At 39.6% G+C, this 12688-nt stretch carries 13 protein-coding genes; 6 read left to right on the plus strand and 7 right to left on the minus strand.

Going from position 1 to position 12688, the window contains the following annotated elements; all coding sequences use genetic code 11:
- Window positions 1–180: 180 nt before the first annotated feature.
- Genes AC4PHI_RS06515 through AC4PHI_RS06535 form a run of 5 tightly spaced genes read left to right on the plus strand, consistent with a single transcriptional unit; the run spans window position 181 to window position 3630 of the window.
- Complete coding sequence (locus tag AC4PHI_RS06515; RefSeq protein WP_492201494.1) at window positions 181–1071, plus strand: hypothetical protein; 891 nt, start codon at window positions 181–183, stop codon at window positions 1069–1071.
- Window positions 1059–1937, plus strand: a complete 879-nt coding sequence (locus tag AC4PHI_RS06520; RefSeq protein ID WP_492201495.1) for a DUF3307 domain-containing protein — start codon at window positions 1059–1061, stop codon at window positions 1935–1937. Before AC4PHI_RS06515 ends, AC4PHI_RS06520 begins: the two co-directional genes overlap by 13 nt.
- 53 nt (window positions 1938–1990) lie before the next feature.
- On the plus strand, window positions 1991–2776 hold the full coding sequence (locus AC4PHI_RS06525) for a helix-turn-helix domain-containing protein (RefSeq protein ID WP_492201496.1): 786 nt from the start codon (window positions 1991–1993) through the stop codon (window positions 2774–2776).
- 42 nt (window positions 2777–2818) lie between these two features.
- On the plus strand, window positions 2819–3214 hold the full coding sequence (locus tag AC4PHI_RS06530) for a VOC family protein (protein ID WP_492201497.1): 396 nt from the start codon (window positions 2819–2821) through the stop codon (window positions 3212–3214).
- Entirely contained in the window at window positions 3211–3630 is a 420-nt protein-coding gene (locus AC4PHI_RS06535) for an MmcQ/YjbR family DNA-binding protein (protein WP_492201498.1), read from the plus strand. Before AC4PHI_RS06530 ends, AC4PHI_RS06535 begins: the two co-directional genes overlap by 4 nt.
- Window positions 3631–3795: 165 nt before the next feature.
- Here AC4PHI_RS06535 and AC4PHI_RS06540 read toward each other — a convergent pair whose 3' ends face one another.
- Entirely contained in the window at window positions 3796–5187 is a 1392-nt protein-coding gene (locus AC4PHI_RS06540; RefSeq protein WP_492201499.1) for a glycoside hydrolase family 1 protein, read from the minus strand.
- A 217-nt stretch (window positions 5188–5404) separates the two neighbouring features.
- Here AC4PHI_RS06540 and AC4PHI_RS06545 point away from each other — a divergent pair, with 217 nt between their 5' ends.
- Window positions 5405–6112, plus strand: coding sequence for a GntR family transcriptional regulator (locus AC4PHI_RS06545; RefSeq protein ID WP_492201500.1), 708 nt, complete (start codon window positions 5405–5407; stop codon window positions 6110–6112).
- Window positions 6113–6284: 172 nt separating this feature from the next.
- Here the strand turns inward: AC4PHI_RS06545 and AC4PHI_RS06550 are convergent, their stop codons facing one another.
- The 6 genes from AC4PHI_RS06550 to mvk all read right to left on the minus strand — a co-directional run bounded on the left by AC4PHI_RS06550 (window position 6285) and on the right by mvk (window position 12618).
- A complete protein-coding gene (locus tag AC4PHI_RS06550) occupies window positions 6285–7595 on the minus strand; it encodes a hypothetical protein (protein WP_492201501.1) in 1311 nt (436 codons plus the stop codon).
- 42 nt (window positions 7596–7637) lie between these two features.
- Window positions 7638–8315, minus strand: a complete 678-nt coding sequence (locus tag AC4PHI_RS06555; protein WP_492201502.1) for a DUF6320 domain-containing protein — start codon at window positions 8313–8315, stop codon at window positions 7638–7640.
- A gap of 206 nt (window positions 8316–8521) precedes the next feature.
- Window positions 8522–9586, minus strand: coding sequence for a type 2 isopentenyl-diphosphate Delta-isomerase (gene fni / locus AC4PHI_RS06560; RefSeq protein ID WP_492199123.1), 1065 nt, complete (start codon window positions 9584–9586; stop codon window positions 8522–8524).
- Window positions 9587–9597: 11 nt separating this feature from the next.
- On the minus strand, window positions 9598–10686 hold the full coding sequence (locus tag AC4PHI_RS06565) for a phosphomevalonate kinase (RefSeq protein WP_492199124.1): 1089 nt from the start codon (window positions 10684–10686) through the stop codon (window positions 9598–9600).
- Window positions 10683–11684, minus strand: coding sequence for a diphosphomevalonate decarboxylase (mvaD, locus tag AC4PHI_RS06570; RefSeq protein ID WP_492199125.1), 1002 nt, complete (start codon window positions 11682–11684; stop codon window positions 10683–10685). The genes AC4PHI_RS06565 and mvaD overlap by 4 nt, the downstream gene beginning before the upstream one ends.
- Window positions 11677–12618: a mevalonate kinase gene (mvk, locus tag AC4PHI_RS06575; protein WP_492199126.1), complete on the minus strand. Its 942-nt coding sequence runs from the start codon at window positions 12616–12618 to the stop codon at window positions 11677–11679. The genes mvaD and mvk overlap by 8 nt, the downstream gene beginning before the upstream one ends.
- Between the last annotated feature and the right edge of the window lie 70 nt (window positions 12619–12688).

Genomic DNA, 12688 nt, shown 5'->3' on the forward strand with positions numbered 1-12688 from the left:
ATCTTATAGCTAAAATACAGGGTTTTTGTCTAAATTATGTTCTGTGAAAGTTTCTCTGATTTTATTTTATAATGACGGATTTATCTATATGAGATATAATATAGACAGAAACATCTATATCAGTAGTGATATAGTCGTTTCCGTCTATATTTTTTTATTAGTTAGCAGGGAGGAACCGTCGTGAAAAACAAATTGTTTTCCGTCTTTATTATGGATGTGACTGATTCCAGTAAATTTAAAAATTATCAGCAATTGTCTCACTATTTGACTTTTTGGGAACAGACGCTCAATGGTTTTTTTTCAGACATTCAGATAAAGGCCAAGTATCGGATGGGGGACGAGATCATTTGTGTGGCAGAGCATTATTTTACTGCGTATCTTTTGGCTAGTTTTCTGTTGAGTCAATGGAAATTCAGGGAAGCCATGCCATATTTCGGCATTGCTTTAGGGGAATTTGAAAAAGATGCCAGTGAAATCAAAGAGCTGGAGTCTTGGAATCATCCCGCAATAAAATCAGCACGAGAAAAAAATGACTGGATCAAATCCGGAGACAGACAAAATTATTTAGGGATGGCCATGCCGAATTTTGGTGCTTTTGCCAAAATGGCTATGACTACTGCGGATACAGAAACAGAGTTTTTATTTCACTTGCAGTCTTTGCTGATCAATGAGCAGTCTAGCAGTCAGCGTGAAGTCTACTCCCTTTATAGTTTATTAGATAAACAACAGCTGGTTGCAGAAGAATTGAATAAAACACAGGCCACTGTGTCCGCCGGTTATAATCGGGGGAAATCAGACTTGCTGGCAGAAACATCCAGTCTGTTAGTTAAAAAGTTTGAAACATTGGAAGCTTATCAACAACTTGCTGTTTTAAAACGTTCTTCAGGAGATGGTTCTGAGGGGAATATGCTTTTGCAGCAGCTTCTTCAGGACTCTGAGAAAACAGAAGAGTTGGTTTCAGAACAATGGCAGAAAATTCATGGTACAAGGAAAAATTGGGAGAATCAATTTAAAGATTATCTTTTTCAGCGTTTTAAAGAACATCCGGAGGTACGCCCATGGGAAATTTGACATTGGTTTTGATCATCGGACATTTGCTGGCAGATTTTCCTTTGCAGCAGTACGGCATGAAAGAAAGCAGGGAAGGATTGCTGCGCCACGTATCCATACACCTGATTGTTTCCGTGGTGCTGACAGTGTGTTATTTATTTTTTGCCCCGAGTGTGGGATTTATCATGATTTTAAAGCTGGTGCTGACGATTATTTTGATTAGTTTTCTTCATATCTTTGTTGATTTGGCAAAAGAAAGATTAAAAAAACATGCAGATTACTTAATCCATACTGCCCATATCAAAATGGCGGTTCAAACCGGTCTGTATGTGCTGGATCAGCTTGTCCATCTTATGGTTATCCTATTGGCGGTCAAGTGGCTGTTTAAAAAGAAGTTTGATTTTTATCGTTTATTTGAAAGCTTCCTTCAGAAAAAAATAATTCTTCCCTTTGACACCCGGATTTTATTGACAGTTATCGTCATCCTTTTGAGCGTGTTCTTTGTGGGTTACTTGATTGCCAGTGTTTTAAGTTATTTCAAGCCCGTCAATGAAATTAGGGAAAAAATAAAAACAGAAGAAACCCGGCAGCAGGACAGCCAGTCTCAAATCATTGAAAAAATAACCGTTAAAAAAGCGACTTTTGTGACAGATTCCCCTGAAAAAGCAGGTATGTGGATTGGTATCTTGGAACGGTTGCTGATTTTGATATTATGTCTGGCAGACAGTATCACCGGCATTTCTTTTATCATTGCAATGAAGGCACTGACCCGTTTCAAACAGTTTGAAGATAAAAGTTTTGCGGAGTATTATCTAATCGGCAGTATGCTTAGTATCATGTTTTCTCTGATATTAGGTTATTTCCTGCGTTTTGTTTGGATAGGATAAAAGATATGACAATAAATGACGACTAACAATTCATTGGAGAAAGGAGCTGGGAAATGTATCAGCCGGTGATTTTATCTTATTCTCACGACACTTATTATGAGATTCCACCCCATAGTGCTTTGAAAAACTGGATTCAGACTTTCTGGGTCAGTCCGCCCGGTGATACTTTTCAACGGGTCCTTCCGGATTTTTGCGGAGATATCATACTGGTCATGTCAAAAGAATTAACCATAAAAAAGATGTTTTTTTCAACACCGCAGACTGCCTATTTCATTTCTGATGGCGATGAAGACTATATCACGGTGGGTATCAGGTTTTATTTAAGAGGTTTTCCTTTGATTTTAGAAGCACCCTTGCTTGGTCAAAAAAATGAAATTTTGACAAATCCAGCCTATTTTTCGGATTTTTCAACTTATTTCAATTATTTGAATGGCTTTTCTAGTTTGTTCGAATTGTTTGAACGGCTGAATCAATATTTTTTGAACAAATCGACTACGGTCAAACCTTTGGAATCAGAAACACTTTTAGGCAACTTTATCACAAATGCCTTCAACAATTTACCCTATAAGGATGTAATCCGGAAAGAAGTGATTTCTGAACGAAGTATTCAACGGAAATTTAAAGAAGAAATTGCTTTATCACCTTATGAATTATATGATACAATCCGATTTCAGAAGATTCTGAGAGATATTCAAATGAGCCGGAAATCATTTATAGACTTGACCTATGATTATCATTTTCACGATCAGGCACATTTTTCCCGAACGATGAAGAAATACAGCGGGTTGTCTCCAAAGCAAATTGTATTTGCTTGTCGCAATTATACAAGAAACTCCTGAATTTTTTTAATATAATTGGTTTACTAGAAAGGAGAGGTGCAGATGCGATTAGATATGGTGGGAATCATTGTGGAAGAGATGTCCAAAGCAGTTGATTTTTATCGGCTGCTAGGTTTTGAAATTCAAGGGGAACAGTCTGATGATTACACAGAATTAGCCAGCGAGTCTGTCAGGATTTCTTTGAATTCTAAAAAAATGATTGCCGATATTTATGGCTTTGAGCCGGCATTAACAGGAGAAAGGCTGGAACTGGCTTTTTTATGCGATTCTCCCGCCGCATTGGAACAAAAAGTCGAACAGATACGACAGGCTGGATTTAAAGTATTTAAAGAACCATGGAATGCTTTTTGGGGACAATATTATGCCATTGTTGAAGATCCCGACGGCAATTATCTTAGTCTATTTTGTCATACATTGAAAGAAGGGGGCAGGGATTGATTTTGACATCTGATGAAAAAAAGATTGCACACAACGAAGTCAATGATTATTCCATATTGACAGACTTCAAAAAAATCATTCTGAAATGGCCCGGAGCTGATGTTTATTACCGGAAAGACTGGGAGTGCGAGTATTTTAATGTGGCAGGCAAATTTTTTTGTTTGTATACGCAGAATCATCACCATGGTCTTCTCATGACGGTCAAAGGGTTGCCTGCAGACAATGAGCTTTTACGTGAACAGTATGAGTTTGTGATTCCCGGTTATCATGTGAATAAAACCCATTGGAATTCTATCAAGCTTTCAGAGTCAACTTTTTCACGTGAGGAATTACATGCTTTGTTGAAACAATCCTATAATCTAGTGGTGGCAAGTTTGCCAAAAAAAGTCCGTAAAGAGCTGGAAGAAGGGGAATAGGGGAGTTTAAAAGTTTTGTAATGTAACATTAATAAATTATTTTCATTTGGGATTTCAAGGATGAGATTTTTATGAAATCTCATACAGAAGAACATATAGTTTTCAAACTTAAAAAATCATGACCGCTCTCTACAAGGGCGGTCATGATTTTAAAAATTTATATCATCAAAATCCATTATTGTCAGAAACTTCCTTGAACCAGCGTCCGCTGTTTTTGATGCTGCGTTTATAATCTTTATCCAATCCAACTGAGATAAAGCCGTAACGATTTTTGTAAGCATTTAACCATGACCAGTTATCCATACACGTCCACATATGATAACCTAGGCAATTTGCCCCTTCTTGAATGGCTTGATGGACGTACTTTAAATGTTCGCTGACAAATTCAATCCGGTAATCATCTTCGATAACACCATCAGCATTGCGGAATTTTTCTTCTCCTTCCACACCCATCCCGTTTTCTGAGATATAGCATGGGATATTGCCATAATTATCGCGAACATTAATCAAAATATCATAAATACCTTTTTCATAAATTTCCCAGCCGCGGTGAGGATTCATTTTCCGTCCCGGCATTTCGTAGTTATCGAAGTAGTCATCAGGCATTGGTCCATGTTCTGGATTGATAGGAGATTCTTTTGCTTTGACACGTCTCGGCTGATAGTAGTTGATACCTAACAAGTCGATTGTATTTTCTTTAATAATTTCCAAATCATTTTCTTGAACATCAGGCATCATGTCCAACTCTTTCACGATTTCCACTAATTCGGCAGGGAATTCGCCTTTGATAGAAGGATCTAAAAATGAGCGGTTAAACATCGCATCAGCAATAATTGAAGCTTTGACGTCTTCAGGATTATTTTCATCTCTCGGATAACTAGGTGTCAAGTTCAAAATGATACCGATTTGCCCGTCCTGTTTCATTTCACGATATGCTTTTATAGCTTTTGCACTAGCCAGCATCTCATGATAACCCACCTGCACCGCGTGTGCCATATTGATTTCAGCAGGGTAATGGAATTGATATAAATAACCAGCTTCTACAGGGACGATTGGCTCATTTTGGGTAAACCATTTTTTCACTTTGCCGCCAAACAATTCAAAACAGGTCTGGGCAAAATGAACATAAGCATCAACTGTTTCCCGATTTAACCATCCGCCTTTTTCTTGCAACGCCATCGGCATATCGAAGTGATACAGATTCATGAAAGGTTCGATGCCATTTGCTAGCAATTCATCGATTAAGTTATGATAATACTCAACAGCGATTTGATTGACTTCACCCGTACCTTCAGGAAATAATCGACTCCACTGAATAGAGTGGCGGTAAGTGTTGTGACCTGTTTCTTTCATCAGTTGGATGTCTTCTTTATATGTGTGATAAAAACGAGAAGTGTCCGCCGGGCCTACCTGATTAAAAAAATTTTCCGGGGCCTCTTTGTACCAATAATCCCAGATATTTTCACCTTTGCCGTCGCCTTCGAATGTTCCCTCTGTCTGCGGACCACTTGCTGCAGATCCCCACCAAAAATCTTTTGGAAATTTATACGTTACCATGTTGATCCTCCTTCAAATATTTGTTCACTCCCATTATAAGACAAAACATTAAAAAATAAAAGTCTAGACATTAAAAAATATAATAGACAAACAGCAGCTTGCTATGGAATAATCCGGGAACTAATCATAAAAAGTTACTTGATAGTTTTTATCAGGTAACTTTTTTTATGGTTGAATGTTATAATATGGATGAACGAAGGACGAAAGGAAGAGAGAGTTGACAAAATATGAAAAAGTAGCTGGTATCATCAGGAAACGAATCTTGTCTGGTGAATATCCGGAAAATACTCTGATTCCGAATCAAACAGATTTTGTTGAAGAATTTAATGTCAGCCGGATGACTGTGAATAAAGCTATCAATATGCTGATGATGGAAGGTCTAGTCTATAGTCAGCGTGGTGTGGGCACCTATGTGTTGCGCAACAGCTCATTTAAACGTTCGCCGACTTTGGCAAATGATTATACAGGGCTGACAAAGGGGTTGAAGGGCAGGAAGATCGAAAGTAAAGCTCTGCTGTTCAATGTAGATTTTCCTTCTGAGGAAATTCAAGAAAAACTAAAAATAAACAGCCATATCCCTGTTTATGAGATTATCCGGTTACGATTTGTTGATGACGAACCTTTTGTTATTGAGCACACGTTTATGCCCACAGATTTGGTGCCAAATTTAACAACGGAAATCATTGAGCGGTCTATTTATACATACTTGGACGAATTAGGTATCGAGTTCGCCGGTGCTCACCGTTCGATTCAAGCAGATAAACCCTCTGAACTGGATCAAAAATATTTGGAGTGTGCACCAGACGATCCTGTGTTGGAAGTAGAGCAGGTGGTTTATCTTAAAAATTCACGTCCCGTTGAGTATTCAAAAAGCCGAAACAGATATGACAAGAAGCGCTATACTGTATTAGATGTTATCCAATAAAACAGCTCACAAATAGTTTTTCATGCTTTCCAATTGGAGGGTATCAGCGTTAGAGATGATTTTGTCTATCCACTTGAGGGAAAAATCAGCGGAAGACAACCAAACAAAAGCAAAACAAGCTTAGTCTTCAGTGGTGTTCGCTGAAATTAAGCTTGTTTTTTATTCCGATAAATCATTCGCTTTCGGGGCGGGTAGTTTCGTTCTGCAGGGTTTCCTCAAATTTTTCTTCAATCCCATTGCTATAGACGAAAACATCAAGCTGTTCCTGTGACGCCAAGTGGGAAAAGAAATATTGAGGGACATCTGTATCCACGATATTTTTAATAAAGCTGATGGTCAATTTATCTCCGCAGGAAATCAATCCGCAGGCCATCGGACTTTGTTGGGTCGGGTAGGCAAAAATTTCTGCGTGGGCAATCAATTCAAGCATTTCTTCCGGCAAGTCCATCCGACCCAGATTAGTCAGAGTGATTGTCTTACGGCGTTCACTCAAATAACCAAAGCCGATTCTCACAGCCAACTTTTTAACAAACAGCGGCACAAATTTTGAAGCTAGATTACGCTCGAAGTTCACATTATGATTAATGGCTGACTGTAAATTACTTTTACTAGTCTTTTGCAGCAGCATTTCTTGAACTTGAGGGACTAATTCTTTCAGAGTGATATCATCGTTCATGTAGGCACCAACGTTTACCACTGTAAAAAAGTTTTTCAGTGTTTTTGAGTGAAACACAGGACGCAAGTTGACTGGAACAGCGATAACGATTGGTTTCTTTTGAGTTTTATCAGATTTTCTTGTCTGATAAATCGACATCAGCAGTAAAGAAGCCAAATAAGCAGTAATCGAGCCGCCGTATGATTTGGCTACCTGATTGAGTTGACTGCCGCTTGTAACGCCGCTGATTGTACTTGCATCGGCTCCCTCCAGACGGACACCTCTCAAATGATAAGAGGCAGGGCTAGAGGTGTTTTCGGCATAGACAGGTGTATAATTAGCAGAAAAACTATCTTCCAATTCGTCCCGGGAAATAGCATCTTTTGCCAATAATATTTTATTTTCGTGATCCAGCTCATGACCTTCCATCAAAAAGTAATAATAGATTAAGGTCTTTAATAATTCGATGGCACCGCCCCCATCAGTCAACGCATGAAACATTTCAATCGAGATACGGTAACGGTGGTATAAAATCCTGAGCGAGTAGCCATCGTCCTGGTTCGATATAGGCTCGCAAGGCGGATTGATCTCCTTTTGTATCTTTAATGGATGCCTATTTTCATCTAGATAGTTCCAAAAAATACCTTGTCTTAAACGGACGGTAAACATTGGAAATCTCGGCATCACAATATCCACAGCCTTTTGAAGAGACTTAGGATTAACTTCCTCTTTTAAGACTACTGCAAATCGGAAAACTGATGAATTCTTGCTTCCGGAAACGGAAGGGAAGACAATTGCAGCATTATCTAAACGATACCATTTATGCATGGGAACCTCCTTTTTAAAGGTGACACAGTTTAATTTTTCAGTTTAAAAATGGAATCTCTTTTGCAACTCGTATAATAATCTTTTGCCTGAAAAAATAAATATACCCACCACAGTCATTACTCCGTAGAGCAGAGAGGCGATACTTGGCCATAAGACATCTACGGCTTTCAGTAAAAATAAAATAAAGGGCATTACATTGACTCCTAAAATCAATAAAATATACCCGATATCATCCCGCCACATAGATTTATTTTTAACAGACCAGAGCGTCATGATGAAACCTGTGGCAATCCCCAAGAAAGGGATAACAAAATTTAATGACCATCTTTGGTAGCCAGTCACATTATCAACAATCAGAAAAAAAGCAGTTAGTATCAAATAATTGTTCCACAATGTTTTTGCTACTAAGTTGATATTAAATTTCTGATATAAATCTCGACCTAAGAACCAAATATAGAAAACGGTGATAGAGAGAATCGGAGACCAGCCTAGGGGCTTGATTTTCCAAGTCAGCGCATTGATTGCCAAAGAAAAAACGATAATTGAAATTGTTATGAATGTCCAAACTTTGACACGGAATTTTTTCTTTTTGGCAGTCTGAGGGTATTCCGGATAAGACACGGAAGTCTCTTTGATAGTTTCTCTTAGTTTGATTCCGCACAACGGACAATTCAAATGATGATCAGCAACATCGACTTGACAACGAATACATTTGGTCATAAAGAAAAACTCCTTTTTATTTTTTCACACCTTCTTCAGTTTACCATGTTTCGATGGCAACTGAACATAGCAAAGTTTATTTTTTATTTACTTTGCTCATAGTACATTGACTTGCATCATCTGTAAAATGGGAAGAAAAGTTGATACCAGAGTGTTTCAAAGAAAAAATATAAAAAATCTCCTTCAGATAGCCTGAAGAAGATTTTTTAATTACTTGAACGTTTGCCATAAGAACGCCAGTCTATGTCTCTGGCTTCACACCAAGTTTTTAATGGTTCGTAAAGCACGATGTCAGTTCGTTGCAAATCAGCAATTTCCGCAGCACCTAATAGTGTCATCATAGTTTGGATATTTTCTTTCCATTGAGTCACTTCCTCAATGGTTTTTTCCACACCTTGATTGACGACTAAATGAAGAAATTGACCGGAAAGTCCCACTGCACGGGCTCCCAAAGCTAAAGATTTGACGATATCGAAAGGGGTGCGGATTCCTCCAGAAGCCAAAATTTCGACCGAATCAAGCTGACTGCCGGCTTCCAGCAAAGCAATCGGGGTGGATTGTCCCCAATGTTCAGCAAAAGAAAATTCTTTGTTTGCTCTTCTGGAATTTTCTATCTGAATAAAATTAGTGCCGCCCCGGCCGCTCACGTCAATCGTTTGCACCCCGGCTTGCACCAGTTGTTTAATCGTATCCTGGCTCATCCCAAAACCGACTTCCTTAACGATTACCGGTACACCGACTTTTTGTACTGTTTCTTGGATATTTGTCAGCCAGTGGGAAAATTTTCGCTCACCTTCAGGCATGACAAGTTCCTGTGGGACATTTACATGGATTTGTAAGGCATCAGCTTGTAATAAATCTACTGCTTTCAAGTAATTCTCCAAGGGATGTTCAGGTCCCATATTGGCAAAAATTTTACCATGGGGATTTGTTTTGCGGATGATAGAAAAACTTTCTTTCGTTTCAGGATGTTTGATTGCAGCACTTACAGAGCCAGATGCCATTGCCAGACCAGTTTCTCTAGCTAGTGTTGCTAAATCACGATTGATTTCCTGTGTTTTCTTACTTCCGCCAGTCATTCCGTTGATGAAAAAAGGGAAGGGAAAGTTTAATCCGGCAAAAGAAGTATTTATTTTAACATTTTCCCAATCTATTCCGGGAAATGAGTGATGGATGAAACGCATATTGTCAAAATCGCCTGCAACTGCTGTTTGATAAAACTGTTCAGCTAATGCCACGTGTTCATCTTTGCGATTCTTGTGGATACTCATAATGTCTCTCCTTATTTCATAGGAACTGGCAGTTTCTCAAAGTGAACCGCTAGAGGAAGGTGTGTGATTCCTGCCTTTTTCCATTCTTTAAATAGTTCAAAATGATTTTTCGTTTTATTTATTAAAACGATTCCGCAATCTCCGCCGCCGGCACCAGAAGATTTTGCTGCTCCCATGTGTTCTTCCGCGATTTCGCATAATTCAAAAAGAGTAGAAGTTTCGATATGCATACGACTGGAAGCACCTAATTTTTGCAGCAATGCCCGGTTTTGCCGAATCCCATGTTGAATCGCGTCAAGATCTTGTTCTTGAAATGCAGTAATAATTTGAGCAACGATTTGCTTGCTTTCTTTAAGAAATATTTGGTAAGTTTCTTTGATTTCCGCTTTCTCATCATTCAGCAAGTCTACCAAATGAGTCGTTGAGGCAGGGGAGCCGGTCCAGCCAATCAGGAGTTCTAAATCTTCCGGTGCATCCAATGGCTGGATAGATAACAAAGGCCACTCCATCTCTAAAACTTCCAATAAACTGTTTTTAGTCAGCTCTCTTGTCAACCAGCCGCGGTCAAAACAAGAATAAGCAATCCATCCGCCATAAGTGCTGGCAGCCAAATCACCAAAAGAACCGTTGCTGTTGATAGCCAGATGTGTGATTGCAGCCAGCTTATAAACGGTCTCCTGAGTAAAAGCGACACGGTAGAACTTTAACAATGCCTTGATAGTGGCAACAGTAACGGCACCGCTGGAACCCAGTCCATACTTGCGTCCGTCTTTATTGTCTAAGTCGCTGTCTATTTCTATATTGAAAAACGTTAATTTTTTTCCAAGTTCTTGAATATACTTTTCCGTGGTAGTCACAGCTTCTGCCACATAGGCGAAGGGGTTTTCCCGCTGGTCGATAAAAAATCTGCCTTGTTTTCTGGTCCAAAGAATCGGGAAGTTATTGGTCAGACTGGAACGAATGGTCCCCAAGTTGTTTGTTTCCTTTAGACGAACAGTGATGTATTGTTCCAGAGCTACCAAGATGGCTGGATGTCCCGGCTCAAGTACAGCATATTCACCTGCAATGTATAATTTTCCCGGTGCACTTGCTTGAATCATTCGTTTCTTCCTTTCTCAATGTCTGTCAGCAGATAAGCTCCCTGACCCACTCCTGAAAAAATACTAGGATTTTCAGGAAAAGCATCATCCAAAATTTTTTTAAGTTCCATCGCCTGCGACTGCCGGCAAAGAACTTTCACGTTTGGTCCAGCGTCCATTGTATAGTAACAAGGCAACCCTTGTCCACGTATTTCTTTGACTTTTTGTAAAACTTTGACTGTCAATGGTTCCCAATAACAAAATGGAGGTACAGCCCCCAACATCGTGCCGTGCATTTTCATGCCGTTTGCTTCGGTTATTTCCCCTAGACGAATAAAATCTTTTGCCGCGATGGCTTCTTTAATCGAATTAAGATCTTTTTCAGCTTGTTCCACCCACGCAGGGTAGAAAGCTGACGTTTCCACAGTCAACTTCATGCCGTCACGGCTGGAGATTTTCTTTTTATCCGTACTGACAGGAATCGTCAGCATGGCTATGTCCCAGGCGGCATCATCGATTTTCTTCGCACAACTGTTAAAACTATCTGTACCCATGTCCCATTCGACGAATCCGCCGAAAAGACTGCGCGTTGCACTTCCTGAACCCCGCCGGACAAAGGTGGACAAGGTTGTTTTGTCCATTTTCAAACCAGTCAACTCATTTAAAGACGTGCCTAGGGCGGCAAATGCTGAGGCCGATGATGCTAATCCCGCAGCAGTAGGGACGTGATTTCTGCTCTCTACTTTGACTTTAGTTGTGATACCGGCAGCGGCACGGAATAAATCAATAAATGCAGAAATTTTCTGTTGTTCTTTTTTTCCCTGTTCTACACCGTTTAAGACAAAAACATCATCTTTATCTTCGGGTAAAAAACAAGTGGTCGTGTCGGTATAAAAAGCATCTAAAGTTAATGAGAGTGAGCTGTTCATAGGCAAAAACAGTTTTTCGTCTCTTTTTCCCCAATATTTTATTAATGCAATATTCGTGTGAGCTCGAGCAGTTATTTTTTTTTCAGTCAATGATGCGACCTCCGTTCATTTCAAAAATCCAAGTTTCGGCAGCCCCGGCTTTTTTTAAGCTTTCAGCAATGGTGACGCCATGGTCTTTATCTCTTCCTAAGGCAATCATACAACCGCCGCGACCGCCGCCGGTTAATTTTGCGCCGAGAGCACCGGCGGATAAGGAAGCAGCGACCAGCTGATCCAGTTCTTTACTTGATACATCTAATTTTTTTAAAAGTTCGTGGACTGCTGACATATGTTTTCCCAGTGCCACAGGTTTATCATTTTCTAAAAAATAAAGGGATTCACGGGCCAATTGACCAAGAGTGCGGATGTCATTGCCATATTTTTCAGGTTGACGTTTCACCTTGTCAGCAACATCCTGAACCGCTTCTTTAGTCTTTCCTGTCACTCCGGTGTCTCCAACAACTAAGACCCCGTGTAAATTTAAGTTGAAAGGGGAGAGTTCTTGATTTTTTATATAATAATAGGGAGTGCGGCTGCTTGTCATTAAAGCATCTAAACCGCTGGGATTGCCGTGAGCTATTTTTTCAGCTTCATTGACGATGTCAAGCAGCTTTTGATTTGTAAGAGGGTAGTCGTAATAATCAAAAATCGCCCTCGTTACAGCCACTGCAACTGCGGCACTTGAACCCATGCCTCGTTCTGCAGGGATAGTGCTCTCTATTTTTATGGAAAGCCAGTCTTCTTTTTTGATTTTCTCCAAGGAAATATCGATTGCTTTATGCAAACTTTCAAGAAGTTCAGGCATCTCTTCGACCAGTCCTTTATAAAATAAACAATCAATCGAAGTTTTTCCTTGATTTTTTTCCACTGTTGCTTTGATTTTTACAGCGGGAAATGGGATGGCTACAGCCGGTTCTCCATAAACCACCGCATGTTCTCCCATCAGTATAATTTTCCCGTGTGCATACCCAATCCCCTGAGTCATTTTCTACCTCCAAAATCATCAACTTCAACCATTCAAACATACTTCCCCATAATCAGTATGATTACTTTTT

The sequence above is a fragment of the Vagococcus sp. QWL-13 genome, assembly GCF_058683555.1.

Coding starts and splice junctions, on each gene's coding strand:
- AC4PHI_RS06565 (WP_492199124.1), bottom strand. CDS start 10,686: ATGATTCAAGCAAGTGCACCGGGAAAATTATACATTGCAGGTGAATAT.
- AC4PHI_RS06530 (WP_492201497.1), top strand. CDS start 2,819: ATGCGATTAGATATGGTGGGAATCATTGTGGAAGAGATGTCCAAAGCA.
- AC4PHI_RS06520 (WP_492201495.1), top strand. CDS start 1,059: ATGGGAAATTTGACATTGGTTTTGATCATCGGACATTTGCTGGCAGAT.
- AC4PHI_RS06525 (WP_492201496.1), top strand. CDS start 1,991: ATGTATCAGCCGGTGATTTTATCTTATTCTCACGACACTTATTATGAG.
- AC4PHI_RS06550 (WP_492201501.1), bottom strand. CDS start 7,595: ATGCATAAATGGTATCGTTTAGATAATGCTGCAATTGTCTTCCCTTCC.
- mvk (WP_492199126.1), bottom strand. CDS start 12,618: ATGACTCAGGGGATTGGGTATGCACACGGGAAAATTATACTGATGGGA.
- AC4PHI_RS06555 (WP_492201502.1), bottom strand. CDS start 8,315: ATGACCAAATGTATTCGTTGTCAAGTCGATGTTGCTGATCATCATTTG.
- fni (WP_492199123.1), bottom strand. CDS start 9,586: ATGAGTATCCACAAGAATCGCAAAGATGAACACGTGGCATTAGCTGAA.
- AC4PHI_RS06540 (WP_492201499.1), bottom strand. CDS start 5,187: ATGGTAACGTATAAATTTCCAAAAGATTTTTGGTGGGGATCTGCAGCA.